The following is a 17,861-nucleotide window of genomic DNA, read 5'->3' as shown; positions in this document are numbered from 1 at the left end:
TGCAGAGAATTTTGTCATTACCTAAATAGACATTAAGGCTGATCTTCTGAATTGACGGCTGAAATATCGGTTACGTCGCCCCAGCCACCAGAAATAGGTTTGGTAACGCCTGTTTCATCTACGCTGTATAACGTGGCCTGGCTAACAACCAGCAGGGTTTTGCCCGTGCATGTTATTTGCGCGTTGGACGAAAAAGTCGTTGTTCCGTGTTGGACAATGTCGCCATTCGTTGGGTTCACTTTGTAGAGTTTCCCATTCGGCTTGATGACGTAAAGCCAAGCTTTCCAGCCTACCATTTCGGTAACACCGCTGTATCCGTAACCCATAATGCTGTTGTTTTTACCATCAGCTGAAATAATGTGCAGCCGGTCTCCCACAACCGCATAAGGAAGGCCAAATGCGTAAGCCAATGCGGTTCCGCCGGTGAAAAAAGGTCCGGTAAACTGCTGTTTAATACAATTCGTAGCTTCCGTTTTCCATACGATCCCGTCTTGCAAAGTGAAGACATTTCCTTTATAGTAAGTCATGCCGATCACCGGTCCCGTTCCGGAAGACACGTTGTAACCCCAACCGGATTTCGACTTAATCTGCGTCACCTTATTGCCTTGTGATAAAAAGAATTGCGCTCCCAGCGCATATATTTCACTCGCACCGGTATAAAGTGTTGCCAAGGGCGCATTTTTACCCGTTATCGCGTCTCCCGCCAGGATGCCGTTGGGTGTAACAGCAAACACATTGGAATACATGGCAGTAATACATTTGGCATCGCTGATCGACAGGTGGCTCCGCTGTACGGTGAAAGGCTTATTATCCAGCGTTGTCATGACAGGCTGCCCGTTTTGCGAGTATGCGTATGAGTCGAGCATCATGATGGAGCCAAAATCGAATGGGCCGTATTTCCTGTTATCGTATCCCTCATCGTCCAGGATTGTGAAGTTTGGTTTTGCGGCTTCGGCAACATTGTTGAGGTTAACCTTCACATTGGCATCCCGGTCGTAGCGGGTATGCTCGTGCAGCAAGCCTGCTGTGTGGCCGATCTCATGCAGAATTGCACCCTTGGTTGGGAAAAAAGGAACGCCTATGAATTGCTGACCACCGATGCGGCCGATGGAAGAAGAGTAGCCCCGGCTGCGTGTAAATGTCACATAACTGGTCTGCACAAATTGATATCCCGGAATGTCAGCAAGTGAACGGCGGCGTATAAAGCGCAATGGCGTAGCAGCTTCCACATCAGAAATCGCTGCAAGAATGGCGCTGTCGTCTGAAATGCTTGGATCTACCGTGTACTGGATTACGTTGTTGGGCCAAAGGGAATGGATCTTGGTAAAGGCCTCAGTCCGTGCGCCAGCACTTTGGCCGAGTTGCTCCGGAGTCAGAATGATGTCGCCTTCAAACACAGCCTTACCATCGATTTCGGAATAGGTTATTTCTTTGCCAAAAAGCATTCCGCGTTTTGTCATGCCGGTTTCCCCAGGATAAGCGGCTTCCGGTGCTAGGGCATTTACTTTTGCGTGGGCCGCCGTGCCGACTGCATTTTCAGGCTCCGTTTCCCGGCAAGAAGTGAGATAAAGTGTCGCACACAATGCGATTGTTGTTTTGACTAATAGATGTTTTGTTTTCATGATTACCTGCTTTTTTAAAATGATTTAGTTTCAAAGAATGTCACCCACATTCGAATGATCAAATCTAAATCGAGCACGTGGAGTAAGCCGGAGATAATCGGTGAACGGAGGGTTAAAATCGCTAAACGTAAGGCATCGCTTTGATAAAACCCGTTTTTTGGCTTATTGGACTTCAGAAAATACTGTAATCCATATTGTTACAAATTAATGTCAAGCTATATTAGGGCAATTCCATTTGTTGCGAAAACAGGCCTTATGTTGAACGCGATCCAATGCTCAGATTGGTGCGAGACGTAGATTAGAATATTGATCGGAGACAGAAATTTATAATAAAGCAGATCCGCAGGCCGCAGCAAAGCAGACGGCACATAAGCAAAGGAAGAATGGGCAGTAAACGCTAAAACTTAGGTAACCACCCTTTCAGTCGCCCCTGAAAAGCAAAACACCTGATAATCAATCGATTATCAGGTGTTCGTACCCAGAGCCGGGGTGGAACTTACTTAACTTATAAACTTGAAGAATGGTCATAAAATGAAAGTAACTTTTTAATTTTAAGTTAGTTATGAGATTTTGGTTTGATGTAGCCATTAAACTATATTAAGATGAACATGGTACTTATTAAGAAAAAGTGTTAACCATAGTGTTAACCGATTATCTTTGTAAGGTTTAACCCCAACATTGATATGGCTATCAGTAAAAACGTTAGATTTTACATTCGTAACAAAAAGGCGACTACCCAACAACCTATTTATTTATCCTATTTTTTAGCTAAAAAGAGCCGTCTATTTTATGCAACAGGCATTAAGGTTCATCCTAAACATTGGGATAATAAACTAGATAAGGTTAAAAATATCGCCGTGCCTATCTTGACGGTAGACAACAAACACGCTCATGAAATAGCACAATGCCAACAGGCTACAAAAGACAATGTAAATCTTTATTTAAGTTATCTTAGAGACGTAGTTGATAAAGCTTTGTCCGATGCAATGGTGAAACACATCTCACCGACAAAAGAATATCTTGAGCATTGCTTGAACGTTTACATCAACCCGCCAAAGGTTGAGGAGGCTATTGGCTTTTTTCCTTTCGTCGAAAAGTTTATTAATGATCTTGAAACCGGTAAGCGGTTACTGGATGGAAACAAGATTGCAGATCCTAAAACGGTGCAGCGCTACAAAACAGCAAAGAACAGCCTGTTTGAGTTTCAGGGACAAATTGAGAGAGTGTTAGTTTTTGACGATTGGACTGAGGAGCTTTGGAATGAGTATACCTCCTACCTGACTTTCATAAAGAAATTCAAGATTAACAATATCGGTTTTTATCAAAAGCAATTAAAAATACTTCTTAAAACAGCCCGAAAGGCTAGGCTTTATACCGTTGGGGAATGGTTGGATGATGCCAAGATTTTGGCGGAAAGTCCTATTGATGTTTATCTCAACAAGAAAGAACTTGAATTGATTGAGAATTATGACCTTGCCGGAAATGACAGGTTAGACCGGGTAAGAGATTTATTTTTGATTGGCTGCAATACCGGGTTTAGGATTTCCGATTGGAAGCAGGTGAAGCAAGAGAATATCAAAACTACATTGGCGGGCAATGATTACTTAGAGATCATGCCAGAGAAAGCCCACGCCACATCGCCGTCTACACCATTACTACCCATTGTAACACGCATACTCGAGAAGTATAGCGGTGTGCTCCCGGTGATCAGTGAGCAGAAGTTTAATGATTATATCAAAGAGCTTTGTAAACTGGTTGGCATTGTTGAACTAGTTACTACTAGGCATAATATAGCCGGGAGGATTAAGATTGAAACATTTCCTAAACATACTCAGATCAGCTCCCATACAGCCCGGAGGAGCTTTGCAACCAACATGTATTTAGATGGTATGCGTTCACAATTGATAATGAAAGCAACCGGACACACTACCGAAAAGAATTTTATAAAATATTTAAAGCTGAACAATTCCGAAGCGGTTGACGCAATGGTGGAACATAAACTAAAAGGCTGATGGAAAAACGACTTGTGTTGGAAAGTCATTTAGAACCTTGCTACCCCTTTTTTGGGAATAACGGTGAGGTAGTTTTTTATAATGTTAAGGAGAATAAGGCTTTCAGGTTAGAGAATTTAGAATTTAAGCAAGGCGGCGAAGTCGTTTATCCTGAGTTAATCACTTTTGGGGTTGGCACTTTAAAGTATGCTATTTATTGGTGGGGAAAGCCTAGCGCTTTTGAAGAAGTATTTGATGAGCATCATCAATGGTATGAAAATAAGATGTCAGAGCTGCAAAAGAAGTATAGAGAAATAAAAGAATCGAAATTTAAAGAATCAGGAGTATTCTTTGAAAAGAAGGGTATGATTTCTTATCCAAACATCAATGATGCTGATTTTTTGCAGTTTTTAATTCGTAAAAATCCGCCATCCTTGCAGATTAAGTTAGAGGGTATCGAAGTAAAAAGTATTGGTGCCCAATTGTTGAAAAGTCTAACAATTATTTTTAGTGATACTTTTTTTGGTGAATCCTTGAACCTGAAAATGTTTGCAGAATACTCTATATACAAGGAAAATCAATTTAATGAAATGTTGAAGGATATGGAGGTTGAGCAAAAGCCGCCAATGTCAGCAGAACCAAAGCGAAAAGCACAGGCAAAACACTATGTATTATCCTACCTATTTGAATGTCACGCAACCGGCGAGGTACCTATTAACTTTGGGAATAAAAAAGATCTGGAGCGGATTGGAAACAGAAAAATGGGCGCGGGCAAAGGGAATACATTTTATAAAAACTACAATATAGTTGCCAATGTAGACTTAAATTCAGAACGTAAACTGATTGACCTTGCGGGGGTGGATTGGCGTACAATTATCTTATCAATTTCAACCAATCCCGAAGAGGTAGAAAAATACCTAAAAGTCAAAGGTTTATAAATAGGGGGAAAATAGGGGGAATCCCGTAAGCGCCCCGAAAAATGCCCCCTGAATTTTGTGCATATTCTAATCAACAAAGATTATGCACAACCTAGTATTAAGTCCGATTGATCCTGAAAAACTTATTGGTAGTATTTCGGATCGTGTAACCGCCAATGTCATTAAAGCCCTTGTTCGCCTAATACCTCCCACCACCGACCCGGAGCAGTATATAGACACGAAGCGAGTATCCGCGCTGCTTGGCGTATCCAGTGTCACCATTTGGGATTGGGAAAAGAAGGGAATTTTGAAGTCCTACAGGATCGGAAACCTCAAAAGGTTCAAGCTATCCGAAATTATGGCAGCTCCAACACCTATCAAGAGAAAGGGGGGAGGAAATGGATTTTAAACCGCAATTCGATCAACTGGATAAGGCCAAGACGTTTATTCGTCACCGTCAGGAACTCGTCGCAACCTTTGAGCCAGTCAAACATGGAGATATTTTGAAACAGTTATTAGAGCAACTAAAGCATTTAGACTTTGAACTACTGGCATTTCCAGAAATGAAGAGCTTGTTAGAGCAGATTACAGAAATTGAGCAAAAACTTTTAAGTCAGGACGGCAGTATCAAAATAGATGCGGCGTTAGACGCTGACCGCGAGCAATTGAAAAAACTACAAAAAATTGTCAACAGCTATAAGCTCAATACAAAACACTATCAAATATTATCCATTGAGAATTTACTGTTGGTCGCTGACGGAAATAAATGGGGAATCTGTAGGAACCATAACTTTATTTATCTGTTTAACGGTGCTTATTGGTCAGAAATCGATAAAGAAGCGATCCAGGAGTTTTTAGGGCAGGCAGCGGAGAAGATGGGGGTAACAAAGTTTTCCGCGCGGTATTTTCAATTCAAAGAACAGCTTTTTAAACAGTTTATAGGGGCTGCATACTTGCCAACTCCTCAACCCCCAAAGGATCTGGTTTTGATTAATCTTAAAAATGGGACTTTTGAGATTAGCCCAAAACGGAACCTTCTGAGACAGTTTAACCGGGCTGACTTCATTACTTATCAGTTGCCGTTCGATTATGATCCAGATGCGAAAGCTCCGCAATTTGCGAAGTACTTGGATCATGTATTGCCAGACAAGGAAAGGCAACTAATACTTGCCGAATATCTAGGTTATATATTTATCCAGCCTTCCACGTTGAAACTGGAAAAGGTACTATTGCTATATGGAACCGGAGCAAATGGTAAATCAGTTTTCTTTGAAGTAGTCACTGCTTTACTGGGATCAAAAAACGTCAGCAATTTCACTCTGCCAAGTTTGACCAATGATAACGGTTACTATCGTGCGAAAATTTCCAACATGCTTTTAAACTACGTAACGGAAATTAACGGAAAGTTGGAGGCAGCCATGTTTAAACAGCTTGCGTCAGGGGAGCCGGTTGAAGCTAGATTACCATACGGAGAGCCATTTACAGTGGATAAGTATGCAAAGTTAATGTTCAATTGCAATGAATTGCCCAGAGACGTAGAACAGACAAACGCATTTTTTCGGCGGTTCCTGATAGTACCTTTTGACGTAACTATACCAGAAAGTGAACAGGATAGGGAATTGCCGTCTAAGATAATAGCAAATGAAATGTCAGGCGTGTTTAATTGGGTGCTTTCGGGACTCGAGAGGTTGCTAAAACAAAAAAGGTTTTCTGACTGTGAAGCAGCTCGCCTCGCCGGGGAAAACTATAAGCTCCAGTCAGACAGCGTAAAGTTGTTTCTTGATGAGACAGGATACCAAAAAAGTAGCGACACGCAAACGCTTATCAAAGAGCTATTCGCGGAATACCGGAGTTTTTGCATAGAGGACGGATATTTGCCAGTAGGAAAACCAAACTTCATCAAGAGATTGCAAAGTTCCGGGGTGTTGGTTGAGCGGAAAATGATTGGGAATGTTGCGTACTTGAAGAGGTGATAACATCCTTTTTGATTAATAAAGTTTTTTCTACTGCTACATACTTTGCATGTTTTTCATAGCTCGTGAACACATAAAGATTGGATTACCCAAAATACAATATTATCCGAAAATTATGGGACAGTACAGATACAGCCTTGAAAAAGGCAGCAGGAAATTTATTTGCCCTGAATGTAACAAAAAGCGGTTTGTCCGCTATCTTGATAACTCAACTGGTGATTACATGCCAGATCAATACGGCAAGTGCGACCGTGCGGACAGTTGTGGATATCACTTAAAGCCGTCGATCATTAGTGAGTGGAGATCGCCTAGACCGAAGCCGCGTAGAAAGCAAGAACTAGTATTCATTCCAGTTGAAGTTTTGGAGAAGACTTTGAAGGGGTACGAGCAAAACGCATTCCTTCAAAATCTAATAACGAGAGTCCCTTTCACTTTTCAATCGGGAGACGTAGAGCGGGTAACCGGACTTTACTATTTAGGAACTGTTTGTAAAGGATACAGAGCCGGCGCAATAACTTTTCCATTTATCGACGGGGATCATAATGTAAGAGCTATTCAAGTAAAGCAATTCGACAAAGAGAACCATACGACTAGCACCGACTTTATCCATTCTATTATCGAGCGGTACTTTCAGCAGATAGGGAAGGCATTGCCTAATTGGTTAAAAGCCTACCGAGATAATGATCTAAAGGTATCTTGCTTGTTTGGCGCTCACTTGCTGGAAAAGTTTCCCTCTAATCCGGTTGCCCTGGTGGAAGCTCCAAAAACTGCTATTTATGGTAGTTTGTACTTTGGATTACCGGATAATCCTAAAAACTTCCTTTGGTTGGCAGTGTATAACCTTAGTAGCATTAATTACGCAAAATGTAAGGAGCTGCAAGGCAGAAACGTTTATTTGTTTCCTGATTTATCCAGAAACGGGAAATCCTTTGCGCTTTGGAGACGTAAAGCAGAGGAACTGTCTCAGCAAATGAGCGGAACTACCTTTGTCGTTTCTGACCTACTAGAAAAAAACGCGACAGAGGAACAGCGGTGTAAGGGGCAAGATCTGGCCGACTATTTGATAGAGTTAGACTGGCGTGAATTTCGACGCGGCTATGAAAAATATGAAAATGATGTAGCTCCTGAGACATCTTTTTTTATCGCCGATAGTAAGGTGGGCGGTGTCTCTTTAGATAGAATCGATGAACACCAAGAAAACCATGAACGGTTAGAATCATCTCTTTTTTCGGCTGATCCGTTGCTCACTTCTGTGCGTGAGAGATTTAGTGTTAATGATTATCGCCTCTGGTTTAATTCGATACAGGGAGTTTCAAACGAAATTAATCTTATGCCGGGAATTAAAGTTTATGACGCAGCAGCCTTTGTAACCGGCAGGCTTAACCATATTAAGGCGTTTGAAGGATGTAGAGAACAAGGAAACCGAAATTTATTTATTTATCAATTACAGCTTCTCAAAGACAAACTTTTAGAAGGTGACATGGTCTTTGGTTGATTACTTTTGCTGTGAAATATCAGTGAAGATAAGTCGATCGATTGCTCAGTGCCATAAGAAAACAACAGAGAAATACAGGAGATATGAGGGGAAAGACGAATAATCCAAACGGCAGGCCGAAAGGCGTACCCAACAAAAAAAATGCAGAACTACGGGAAAGAGTAACCGCGTTGATTGAAAATAATTGGCCGAAGGTTCAATCTGATTTAGATCTACTTGAGCCAAAGGATAGATTGGCATTTTTAGAAAAGCTGTTTAGCTATACTTTACCGAAGCTGCAAAGTGTTCAAATGGAAATTGATAATCAGCGCGAACAGCAAGAAAGTGTCGTTGTATTTGCTATACCAGATAATGGTAGGAACGTCGACTTTAAATCTTTGTCAGATCAAGAACTCAGAAATATTGTCGCCGCGGGAGAGAAACACCTGAAAATTGGAGAAGGTGAAAGTCATTAACCATGTCGGGGAATTTCGTTGCAATTTTGACATAATACATGGATAGCCGGGGCGATGGTTGCCGGAAAGTAGGCATTACACTTTTCGTCCTCCCCTCCGCCGTAATCGAGTGTCCTTTACAATTACTTTTGACGCGAAGCTCGTCCAATACCATTCCGAGTCAGTAAAAATAGTAACATTTTAAGCACTTATCTTAGGCAGGTTGACGGTGATCTCCCGACGTTCATTCGAATTGTCTCACGACCGTTTGCGCCGGTAGCTTTTAATAAGCAATTACCGGCAAGTAAATAGTCTTCACCAAATAATAAATGGATTACCTTGATTGGGCGTAGTGGACTTTCTTTGCAGATCTTTTATTATTCGGCTAAACTAAGTTGAAATTGGCGCAATGATGTATGCAAACCTCTTATTCCTTCTAATACTTGGAGCAGCCTTATTGATCGCAGCCGAAAAGATTAGCCGTTACCTAACAATATCTATTCCCATTACATCATGGCAGTATGCGGAAGCTTCAATCGTAGAAACCGAGCGGGACCTTTCTTGTGATGGGTGGATTAGTGTTAGCATAGTTCTTCTTGTCCGCCCGGAATCAGCGCGGCATTTCGTTGCAGAAGCTTCTTATCGCTACCCTAATGATATCAACCTTGCCATTAAGCCCGGTGAGATAATCTTTGTCAAATTCAATCCACAAAACAGGAAGGAGGTGATTTTAGAAATGAATATCACTTCTTTCCTAGCAGTCTCTCAACCTCATAGCGATCAATGTTAGCCCGATTTTTCTTTTGTCCCTGGATGCGACTTTGGATGAACGAAGTTAAGTCTAGGGTTTTGTCTGGGAACAAATCGCTGTAAAGATTTTGAAGCTCGTGAATATACTCCAAACCGACTTCTGTGAATTTCTCAGCGAAGGGCAGGCGAACGGACTTGACACGGAGTAAGTAATCGCCGGTAGTAGCATGTCGAACTTCAAAACCTAATTTGGTATCCCCATTTGACACTTCCTTGAGATCAACTACGCCATTTGTAAGAAGGTGGTCCATCCTTTGGCCCACTACCTTGAATCCAGAATTTTCAGGATCAAACAAAGTTGGAGTAAGGTTTGATAAGGGCAGCTCGTCTAGTTCTCCGGTTTCGAGATTTCGGAACAACATATGTTGTCGGTCATTTGGCGACTCAAATGCCAAAAGTTGATAAAGATATGAACTGCTATTGCCATTATATATAATAGACCGTCGTAGCAAGTTGCCCACGCGCGGTTCGCTAAAGTTTGTGTATCCGAAAGTTGCCATATCAAAATTAGCTTTTCTCATTGTAATGATTTTAGGGTAAGCGCAATCTATCCCATTTTGTACCATACATTCTAAATACCATTTTAGGGGTCTTGGCGTCGCTAAATTCAATATAGGCTTTCTGCCGATTTAAAACAAAGGGAATGATCCCTGAGATACAAAATTGATGGGCAATATGTAACAGTCCCGATAAGAGATCGTAGTGGCATGATTTTAGCACAAATGGCGGCATCATCATCGTCAATTTACTGTTATGAACAAAAATGGAGAAGTCATTATTATTGAAGACAATCAAGACGATCAGTTTTTGTTCGAGACAGTATTTGATACACTAGACTACCCAAATAAGCGGGTTTACTTTAAAGACGGAGAGGCGGCATTAGAATATCTACATAAACCGGGTGTAATTCCCTTCCTGATTCTTTCTGATATAAACCTTCCGAAACTAACCGGGCTTGAATTAAGGGAAAAGCTAAAAACGGACGAAGATTTGAATTTAAAGTGTATTCCCTATCTTTTCTTTTCGAGTGAAGCCAATCAACAAATGGTTATGGACGCGTACAGTCTTTCAGCACAGGGTTTTTTCGTAAAGCCCAAGGCAATTGTTGAGCTAACAGATGTAATAAGATCCATGATGAACTATTGGGGACGTTGCGCTGCGCCAAATAACTTTCGCTAGCGTATCTTTGAAAAAACCAGCGTTTGGCATTCTTAAAACAGCGACATTTGAGCTGGCTGAACGCCTCCTGGATTGTTAAGATCTTCAAGCTCTGGATAGAATACATGGTATGGGTCTTCGCCGGTGAATTGGAACTTCTGATTGATTGAAAAAGCGTCCATGTGCTCCTCCGGAAATTGGAAGCTAGCCAATTCAGTGATTCTATCTTGGGGCAGATTCTCCATCATCCACTCCCACGCAAGTTGGTCAGGCAAGATAGTTGGCATTCGCTTTTTTGAATTGTGGATCTTCGCTGTCAAGGGATTCGCGTCGGTGGTAACCATTGCCAAAGTATCCATCGTTTCTCCTGTATCTTTATCAGTCCAAGTATTCCAAATTCCCGCCATGTAAAAGTATTCCCGGCCCTTAACCTTTATAGCAAATGGAAACTTGTCTGGTGTCTTTAATAGCTCACCGGTGCGCTTGTTAGTCCGGTAGATATGATGCCATTCGTAGTATTGATTCGAAATAATCAGGCATCGTCTTTCCAGGGCCGCATCACGGAAAATTTTTGGCTTGTTGGTTTTCGGATTAATCCAAAACAGTTCTTCTCCGCGCGCATTTTCGGTGTCATAACCAGTTTGATACGTACCGTCCTCCTTCTTATATCCGTTTTCAAACTTTTTGAGCTGTTCTTGGGTTTCAATGCCTTTCGGGACAAAACCCCAGCGCATCTTTGCAATATCAAAGTCTGTATTATCAAGATTCGGTTTCAATACAACCATCTGCGGAGACTCAGGCCCAAGAACAGTCGGACGTTTCAGCTCCGGGATATTCGCGATATATTTTTCGAGCTGCATCAGCTCGATATACTCCGCTTTGGTTACCTTTTGACCGTTGTAGTAGCACATATTATTCCTGTTTTTGCTGCTTCTGAAAGTACTCAACAATTAATCGACCGATTGGCAATGCTTCCTCCTGCCTCCCTTCCGGGATCGACATCCAAACTTTCTTGCCACTATAAACAACCGACCTGCTCATAAAGAGCCTCGGCCTTCCGTCGGAAAAGCTTACTTCAAAGACTTTTCTTTCTTGCTTTGAATGAATTTTGACGGCTAGCTTCAACTCGCCCCAATTAATCTCAAAGTCGTCCGGTAAAACTATCATACCTTAAAGGTTTGCACCTAAAGTATAAAATAATTTTATACGCTGAAATTTTCGGGATCTTTAATAACCCGCAGTCGTTCGATGTTCGTTTCGTGTGAGATGCCTTGATGAAAACGTACGTTAAATTTTGGCCGATGCTCGCTCGGTTTGTAGGTCGTACAGGTTATAACGTGGCCGCGAAGATACTTACTCATGCCGCTAACGATGTATAGGCCCTGGGGAACGGAAAACGGCGACTCGTCGAATTCTGGAATCTGATATCTAATATATCGTCTTGCAAGATCTTCGTCCAATCGAATCAGGAAGAAATCAAACGATGCTTTAATAGAAGTAAATATCGTATTCCTGATCACTTCCAGCTTGACTTGTCGGTCATAGGTTGCTCCAATCTTTACGCGGCGCGTCGTCTTCGCAGTGGAATATGGATTTGTATATTGCTGTACATAAGTCGGACAGTCCAGGCAATCAACCGTCATTCCATTTTCAAGAAATACCACATCGTCAAGCCGTATCTCACTGTCTCCAAAATAATTTCTTTCCCAATGTCCCATCTCACCTCATCCATTTAACGCATGTATTGATTTCCCATTTGTCTGTATATCGGAAGGTGATGGCATAGCTCGCACCATCGATGTACATAAGATAAAACGTCCCCAAATATTGCCGGTTTGCTGGCGCGACTTGGTTCAAATACGCTTGCGCCTGAGACAAAAAGAAGTCTTTTTTTTGATGATCTGACATATGCATTTTTAGTTTGATGATGTTATTAGTATCTCGAATTTGACATCAATAGTATCAAATTATTGCTCATATGTCAAGTAGCCCGAATATCTAAAGGTTGCGAATCTGCCTTCATGTCTCAAATTCATGGATGTTTCGGCGAAATTATTTTCAGTCGCGCTGCTCGCAAAATTCCTTTCTTTTACGGAACTTACAGTGCGAATTGAGGTTAAGAATTTCATTATGAATGTCTTAAAACAAGATTCTTATGGCACCAAAGATTTTCGTCGGAGTCGATATCTCAAAAGTCACGATGGACTTGGCAATCTTAACGCCAAACCAGCCAATCCGGTCATTGAAGATTGACAACACGGAAGATTCGGTTCGCAGATGCCTTAAAATGCTTAGGGAGGAATATGGGTTTAAATCCCACGAAATAATCTTTTGTGCTGAAAACATGGGCATTTACTGTGACTTCCTAATTAAGGCACTGAAAAACATTCCAATATGTTTGGAATCTCCTTTGCAAATCAAGCGCTCTCTGGGCATCACCAGGGGCAAGAGCGACAAGTTAGATGCGGTAAGGATCGCAGAATACGCAAAAAAGCACTATTCAGCGTTGAAGTTTTGGGAACCTCCTAGGGAGTGCATTCAGCGGCTGCAAAGGCTCGAAGCGCTCAGGAAGAGGTTAGTCAAGATTCGACCGATGTTAACAAATGGAAATAAGATTCGATCGCATTTCCTTGGAGCAGACGAACGATATGCATTTGATAAGCTTTTTGAGAAAAGTCTGTCAGCAATAAACGAAGACCTCATCGCGCTCCGTCGTGAGATGGAATTGATAATTGAGGGTGATGAGAGGCTTAGTTCTCTTGTATTGATTATTACTTCAGTGCCATGTGTGGGTAACGTCATCGCTACTCAAATTATCATCCATACCAACGAATTTAAAAACATAAGTTCGGCCAAGAAATTTGCTAGCTACTGCGGAATTGCCCCATTTGACTGGTCATCAGGCACCAGTTTGAAAGGTAGATCCAAGGTTTCCCACATTGCCAACAAAGAGATTAAAGCAAGCCTGCATTTGGCAGCAATGAGATGTATTCGTCAGAAGGGAAGCGAACTAAGCAATTATTACATACGAAAGCAGAAAGAGGGGAAAAATAACATGGCGATTATCAACGCAATGCGAAATAAGTTGATCCATCGCATTTTCGCATGCGTCAACAATTACAGCGTTTATAAACCATTATGAGATGGGCGGCTGATGTTCGAGAGTACTTTTTTGCGATAAGGAAAGACCTCTGGTACGTTGCAGTTTACTTGGGCAGCGCAACGAAGATGTGATTTACTAAGATCTACAAAAGGAATGACCTAACGAAGGTTCTAGTAGTTACGGAGTTGCCGGCCGACCATCAATTATTTAATGTATAGTGCGTGACTATTCACAATGTATACCACGTTGAAGTTCTTGAAAGATATGGGCGGCCAATGTTCAAAAATACTACAGAAAGTAATAGGTTAATGACCCATCGTATTTAGAAGTTTACTTGAACAGCGCAATGAAGATGTAATGTATCATCAGCCAAAAAAGGACTGACCTATTTTCCTTACTGATAATTATGGAGTTGCGGGCCGCCTTTATTAAACAGGTTTTTGGCGTGATTTTTTAAAGATGCAGAAACCGTCGGATTTCTCTTAAGTTGGCAATTGACATCGTTCTGTTACGAATGATGCTCTACGGTGTAGGTCTACCCTTCCGTTGCCGTTATTGATCAGTCAATGTTCTTTGATACTTCCAAATAGCATGATCCAATTCGCGAATTGTCAAATCTTGATGACCATACTGATTTTTTAATATAGTCACCAAAGACGCAATAAGAATAATAGCATGCTTGACTTGAATAGTTTCATAAGAGAAATGGTGCCTCAGAAATCGCATAATCATCCGATCCGGTTTGACGAGGTTGTCTCTGCCAGCTAACATTAAGAAGTATCCCAAGGAAATTCCTGATCGTTGTCCAGGGATACCCGCGTTATCTCGCTCAAGAAGGCCAAACCAATTTACACTACTTTCATTGTTGCGATCCATAGTTAAGCTTTGAAATCTTAGGTCGAGATCTTGGAACGTATCAATGCTATGATTACCAAGTATTTTCAACCAAAGCTGTACAGCCTCAGCCTTTAATATTCCTCCTCTGCTTGAAGTCCTTTGCCTACTTTGAAAAACTTCCTCTGCGAGTTTCTGCGGCTCTATCTTGCCGTAGCTGCTATTAAAGGTACTGACCATGTACTGGTCAGCCGGTTTCGGGAAAGGAGAACCATATTCTCGATAAGTGGCAATTTTGGATTGAGCACAAAATCTGTCCACTACGCGGATAACACCAGTATACTTTACTCCAATTGAAAAAACAGAATCAATAACACATAACGGAAGGCTTTGATAGAAATAGCTGGTACTCAGGATTGGCGCTACTAAGTCTAACTTGTCATTGCAGGCTTTTGCAACCTTTTGAATTTGTTATTCTGATAATAGCATAAACTATTTACCAATTTTGTTTTTGAGGGTAGATACATTCATGAAGTCAAGTTAGGCGAAACACTACTGAATAGAATTTATTTTAATACCAGTTTGAACAAATTCAGTATTCACCTAAGGCGCTCTCGTTCAGTATCGTTGCAATCCAGTATAAAATAATTCCGGTGACCAATAGAATTATTAATAAATTGGGTCCTTTATTTATTTCTCCCCTATGTCTGAAAGTCAAAAACGAATACTAGAACAAAAACTCTGGAGTATTGCCAATATCCTGCGTGGAAAGATGAACGCGAGTCAGTTTCAGGATTATATATTGGGTTTTATCTTCTACAAATACTTGTCTGATAAGCTTGTTAATGAAGTAAACGAACTGTTGAAGCCGGACGGGATCACTTACTTTGATATCGATGAGAATACGGAAGAGGGGCAGGCGGATCTTGAACACATCAAAGAAATTGCGATTGAAAAATTGGGGTTTTTTCTGAAACCTTCTGAATTATTTGAATCTCTTGCCCAAAAAGGAAGTGCTACCCATGTCACACAAGATGAAGGGCACGATGTCTTTATCCTGGATGATCTGGAACGTGTTCTGAAAAACATTGAACGAAGTACACTTGGAACGGATTCGCAGGATGACTTTGATAATCTTTTCTATGATATTGACCTCAATTCAACCAAGATAGGCAAGTCTGTTGATGAGCGTAATAAGGTCATTGTAAGGATTCTTACGGCTCTTGGGAAGATTGATTTTGATTTGGGCAGTACTGATTCCGATGTACTGGGTGATGCGTATGAATACTTGATCGGGCAGTTTGCAGCCGGAGCCGGACAAAAGGCCGGGGAGTTTTATACGCCTCAGCAGGTATCAACGGTTTTGGCTAGGATCGTAACAACAGGTAAGAAACAACTGAGATCGGTTTATGATCCTACTTGTGGTTCGGGTTCGTTGTTGTTGCGTGTAGCGAAGCAGGTCGATGAAGTAGGGCATTTTTACGGGCAGGAAATGAACCGTACTACCTATAACCTTGCGCGGATGAATATGATATTACACGGTGTATCGTATTTACAATTTGATATCAAAAATGAGGATACGCTGGAACGTCCTCAGCACCGTGATCTGAAATTTGAAGCGGTAGTTGCCAATCCGCCGTTTTCCGCTGATTGGAGTGCAAGCCCACTGTTGATGAACGACGACCGTTACAGCCAGTTTGGAAAGCTTGCACCAAAGGGAACCGCTGATTTTGCCTTTGTACAGCATATGTATTATCAGTTGACCGACAATGGTATTATGGCTACCGTATTGCCTCATGGGGTCTTATTCCGGGGCGCCGCTGAGGAACATATCCGTAAACATTTTATTGAGGAACTTAACGCCATTGACGCTGTAATTGGCCTGCCTGCCAATTTGTTTTATGGAACGTCAATTGCAACCTGTATACTGGTATTGAAAAAATGCAGGGAAGACAACGAACATATTCTGTTCATCGATGGCAGTAAGGATTTTGACAAGCAGAAAACACAAAACTACCTGTTGCCTGAACATATAGACCGGATTGTCACTACGTACCAGCAACGCAAGGCAGACGACAAATATGCACATCTGGCGACGCTGGAAGAGGTGCGCGGTAACAATTACAACCTCAATATTCCAAGGTATGTAAACACCTTTGCGGAACAGGACATTTTAGACTTGGATGTTATTGCTGATGAACTGGTACAGATCAATAACGAATTAGCTGAGACGGAAACCAGCATATTGCCTTTTTGTAAAGAACTTAACATTAAAGCCCCTTTTTAAGCAATGGAGAATTTAGTACCGAAGTTGAGATTTCCTGAGTTTGAGAGTCCTTGGGAGCAAAAAAAATTGGGAGAAGTTCTTCAAAGAATGCAAAGTGGGATTTCCCGAAGGTTAAGTGATACTGACATTGGATATGCTATATTGAGATCTAATAACATTTTTGAGAATAAAATTGTTTTTGATGATTTGAAATACTGGTACCTAATTGATGATCAAGGTGTTGATCTTAATAAGTTTATTTTGCAAGAAAATGACATTCTTGTAAACTTTATAAATAGTCTAGCTCAAATAGGGAAAGCTGCATTGTTCAAAAACAGAATTAATCGTGATGTAATCTATACCACTAATCTGCTGCGATTAACTTTTAAGAATGAAATATTTCCAGAATTTATAATATCGTTGTTTTATACAAAAGTTTATCGGGATTTTGTGACTTCAATTACCAAGCCTGCTGTGAATCAAGCTAGCTTTACCACAAAAGAATTTCAAGGATATACAATCAACTTTCCCTCCCTCCCCGAACAAACCAAAATAGCCGAATTCCTAACCGCCATTGACAAGCGGATTGAACTGCTTACCGCCAAAAAGGAAAAGCTAACCCTTTACAAGAAAGGAGCAATGCAAAAGATTTTTAATCAGAAGATTAGGTTTAAGCAGGATGATTGTAGGGATTTTCCAGAGTGGACGCCTTGCAACGCGGGAGATTTATTTGCAAGTGTTACCAACAAAAATCATAATTCAGATTTGCCAATTCTCGCAATCACGCAAGAACACGGAGCCATTCCGCGAAATTTGATTGATTATAATATTAGCGTTTCAGAAAAGAGTGTTGATTCGTATAAAGTGGTGGAAAAGGGAGACTTCATTATTAGTCTTAGATCCTTTCAAGGAGGTATTGAATATTCCAACTACTTAGGTATTTGTAGCCCCGCATATATTATTTTGAAGCCCAAGGTAGCAATTGTAGATCAGTGGTTTAAATACTTTTTCAAAACAGATAGCTATATTGTTCAACTCAATGAGAAATTAGAGGGAATCAGAGATGGAAAAATGATCAGTTACAAATATTTTTCTGAAACAAGAATCAATCTACCCTCTTTGAAAGAACAGACAAAAATATCTGAGTTCATTTTGTCTATTGACGCCCAAATCCAAAAAGTAGAGCAACAAATTATCCTCAACCAAAACTATAAAAAAGGCTTGTTACAGCAGATGTTTGTGTAAGGTCTTGAAAGTA

At 41.1% G+C, this 17,861-nt stretch carries 17 protein-coding genes; 10 read left to right on the top strand and 7 right to left on the bottom strand.

Annotated elements, in window-relative coordinates; genetic code table 11:
* Positions 1–32: 32 nt before the first annotated feature.
* Positions 33–1,622 carry a M12 family metallopeptidase gene (locus tag LZG73_RS01975; protein ID WP_233845816.1) on the bottom strand — a complete coding sequence of 530 codons (1,590 nt, stop codon included), beginning with the start codon at positions 1,620–1,622 and terminating at the stop codon, positions 33–35.
* 683 nt (positions 1,623–2,305) lie between these two features.
* On the opposite strand from LZG73_RS01975, the gene LZG73_RS01970 reads away from it, so the two are divergent.
* From LZG73_RS01970 to LZG73_RS01945, 6 genes are all read left to right on the top strand, one after another.
* Positions 2,306–3,634 carry a site-specific integrase gene (locus LZG73_RS01970; protein WP_233845815.1) on the top strand — a complete coding sequence of 443 codons (1,329 nt, stop codon included), beginning with the start codon at positions 2,306–2,308 and terminating at the stop codon, positions 3,632–3,634.
* A complete protein-coding gene (locus LZG73_RS01965) occupies positions 3,634–4,551 on the top strand; it encodes a hypothetical protein (protein ID WP_233845814.1) in 918 nt (305 codons plus the stop codon). Before LZG73_RS01970 ends, LZG73_RS01965 begins: the two co-directional genes overlap by 1 nt.
* Positions 4,552–4,633: 82 nt before the next feature.
* Complete coding sequence (locus tag LZG73_RS01960; RefSeq protein ID WP_233845813.1) at positions 4,634–4,939, top strand: AlpA family transcriptional regulator; 306 nt, start codon at positions 4,634–4,636, stop codon at positions 4,937–4,939.
* The gene (locus LZG73_RS01955; protein ID WP_233845812.1) at positions 4,929–6,503 is read left to right on the top strand and encodes a phage/plasmid primase, P4 family; all 1,575 of its coding nucleotides are present in this window, start codon (positions 4,929–4,931) and stop codon (positions 6,501–6,503) included. The genes LZG73_RS01960 and LZG73_RS01955 overlap by 11 nt, the downstream gene beginning before the upstream one ends.
* A gap of 115 nt (positions 6,504–6,618) precedes the next feature.
* Positions 6,619–7,998: a DUF6371 domain-containing protein gene (locus LZG73_RS01950; RefSeq protein ID WP_233845811.1), complete on the top strand. Its 1,380-nt coding sequence runs from the start codon at positions 6,619–6,621 to the stop codon at positions 7,996–7,998.
* Positions 7,999–8,081: 83 nt separating this feature from the next.
* Positions 8,082–8,453 (top strand): hypothetical protein, encoded by a 372-nt coding sequence (locus LZG73_RS01945; protein WP_233845810.1) that lies wholly within the window; start codon positions 8,082–8,084, stop codon positions 8,451–8,453.
* 722 nt (positions 8,454–9,175) lie between these two features.
* On the opposite strand, the gene LZG73_RS01940 is transcribed toward LZG73_RS01945, so the two are convergent.
* Positions 9,176–9,763, bottom strand: coding sequence for a hypothetical protein (locus LZG73_RS01940; RefSeq protein ID WP_233845809.1), 588 nt, complete (start codon positions 9,761–9,763; stop codon positions 9,176–9,178).
* Positions 9,764–9,995: 232 nt separating this feature from the next.
* Here LZG73_RS01940 and LZG73_RS01935 point away from each other — a divergent pair, with 232 nt between their 5' ends.
* A complete protein-coding gene (locus LZG73_RS01935; RefSeq protein WP_233845808.1) occupies positions 9,996–10,421 on the top strand; it encodes a response regulator in 426 nt (141 codons plus the stop codon).
* Positions 10,422–10,453: 32 nt separating this feature from the next.
* On the opposite strand, the gene LZG73_RS01930 is transcribed toward LZG73_RS01935, so the two are convergent.
* Genes LZG73_RS01930 through LZG73_RS01915 form a run of 4 tightly spaced genes read right to left on the bottom strand, consistent with a single transcriptional unit; the run spans position 10,454 to position 12,308 of the window.
* Positions 10,454–11,311: an SOS response-associated peptidase gene (locus LZG73_RS01930; protein WP_233845807.1), complete on the bottom strand. Its 858-nt coding sequence runs from the start codon at positions 11,309–11,311 to the stop codon at positions 10,454–10,456.
* A gap of 1 nt (position 11,312) precedes the next feature.
* Positions 11,313–11,567 (bottom strand): hypothetical protein, encoded by a 255-nt coding sequence (locus tag LZG73_RS01925; protein ID WP_233845806.1) that lies wholly within the window; start codon positions 11,565–11,567, stop codon positions 11,313–11,315.
* Positions 11,568–11,602: 35 nt separating this feature from the next.
* Complete coding sequence (locus LZG73_RS01920) at positions 11,603–12,118, bottom strand: hypothetical protein (RefSeq protein ID WP_233845805.1); 516 nt, start codon at positions 12,116–12,118, stop codon at positions 11,603–11,605.
* 1 nt (position 12,119) lies between these two features.
* Complete coding sequence (locus LZG73_RS01915; protein WP_233845804.1) at positions 12,120–12,308, bottom strand: hypothetical protein; 189 nt, start codon at positions 12,306–12,308, stop codon at positions 12,120–12,122.
* Positions 12,309–12,555: 247 nt separating this feature from the next.
* Here LZG73_RS01915 and LZG73_RS01910 point away from each other — a divergent pair, with 247 nt between their 5' ends.
* The gene (locus tag LZG73_RS01910) at positions 12,556–13,542 is read left to right on the top strand and encodes a transposase (protein WP_233845803.1); all 987 of its coding nucleotides are present in this window, start codon (positions 12,556–12,558) and stop codon (positions 13,540–13,542) included.
* 513 nt (positions 13,543–14,055) lie between these two features.
* On the opposite strand, the gene LZG73_RS01905 is transcribed toward LZG73_RS01910, so the two are convergent.
* Complete coding sequence (locus LZG73_RS01905) at positions 14,056–14,577, bottom strand: hypothetical protein (protein ID WP_233845802.1); 522 nt, start codon at positions 14,575–14,577, stop codon at positions 14,056–14,058.
* A 463-nt stretch (positions 14,578–15,040) separates the two neighbouring features.
* On the opposite strand from LZG73_RS01905, the gene LZG73_RS01900 reads away from it, so the two are divergent.
* Both LZG73_RS01900 and LZG73_RS01895 read left to right on the top strand, forming a co-directional pair.
* Positions 15,041–16,624: a type I restriction-modification system subunit M gene (locus LZG73_RS01900; protein ID WP_233845801.1), complete on the top strand. Its 1,584-nt coding sequence runs from the start codon at positions 15,041–15,043 to the stop codon at positions 16,622–16,624.
* A 3-nt stretch (positions 16,625–16,627) separates the two neighbouring features.
* Positions 16,628–17,848, top strand: a complete 1,221-nt coding sequence (locus LZG73_RS01895) for a restriction endonuclease subunit S (protein WP_233845800.1) — start codon at positions 16,628–16,630, stop codon at positions 17,846–17,848.
* Positions 17,849–17,861: the final 13 nt, after the last annotated feature.

This window comes from Dyadobacter sp. CY326 (assembly GCF_021390515.1).
Lineage (GTDB): Bacteria > Bacteroidota > Bacteroidia > Cytophagales > Spirosomataceae > Dyadobacter.
This window is presented reverse-complemented; position numbering and strand designations above follow the sequence as displayed.